Raw genomic sequence first — 780 nt, forward strand, 5'->3', positions numbered from 1 at the left:
CGACGTCAACGTCATCGGGATCACGCTGAGCCGCAATCAGTTTGAGTACAGCAAGAACAAGCTGGCCGGATTGCCGACCAGCCGCAACATCGAGGTGCGGTTGCAGGGCTGGGAAGAGTTCGAGGACAAGGTCGACCGGATCGTCACGATTGGCGCCTTCGAAGCTTTCAAGATGGAGCGCTATCCCGCATTTTTCGAGCGCGCCTACGAGATCCTTCCCGACGACGGCCGAATGCTGTTGCACACCATCTTGACCTACACGCAAAAACAGCAGCACGAGCGCGGTGTTTCCATCACGATGAGCGATATCCGATTCGCTCGATTCATCGGCCAGGAAATTTTCCCGGGTGGACAACTCCCGGCGCAGGAAGACATTTTCAAATTCGGCGAGGCGGCGGGCTTCACGATCGAGCGGGTGCAGCTGCTGCAGCAGCATTACGCGCGGACCCTCAACATCTGGGCGGCCAACCTGGAGGCCAACAAGGACAAGGCGGTCGCCCTGCAGTCCGAAGAGGTCTACGACCGGTACATGAAGTACCTGACCGGCTGCGCGAAGTTGTTCCGTGCGGGCTACACCGACGTCAATCAGTTCACGCTGGAGAAGTAACCGGCCCAGTAAAGCAATCGGCCCCGAACGGTTCACCGTTCGGGGCCGACTTGTCCCGCCCTACTTGACCAACGTGAATTGCCCCACATTGGTGACACCCTTGCGGAAGAAGTTCTCGCAGCCGGTCAGGTAGTGCATGTACTTGTCGTAGACCTCTTCGGACTGCAATGTAC

General features: G+C 58.3%; 2 protein-coding genes. One reads left to right on the plus strand and one right to left on the minus strand.

Translation table 11 applies throughout. The features are described 5' to 3' along the window. Nucleotides 1-607: class I SAM-dependent methyltransferase (locus A5622_RS20560; protein ID WP_066880900.1), on the plus strand; the 607-nt coding region annotated here is incomplete at its 5' end. A gap of 60 nt (nucleotides 608-667) precedes the next feature. Here the strand turns inward: A5622_RS20560 and A5622_RS28530 are convergent. Next, nucleotides 668-780 (minus strand): class I SAM-dependent methyltransferase (locus tag A5622_RS28530; protein WP_197508058.1); only part of this gene is annotated, 113 nt, incomplete at its 5' end.

The sequence above is a fragment of the Mycobacterium sp. 1245801.1 genome (assembly GCF_001673055.1).
Taxonomy (GTDB): domain Bacteria; phylum Actinomycetota; class Actinomycetes; order Mycobacteriales; family Mycobacteriaceae; genus Mycobacterium; species Mycobacterium europaeum_A.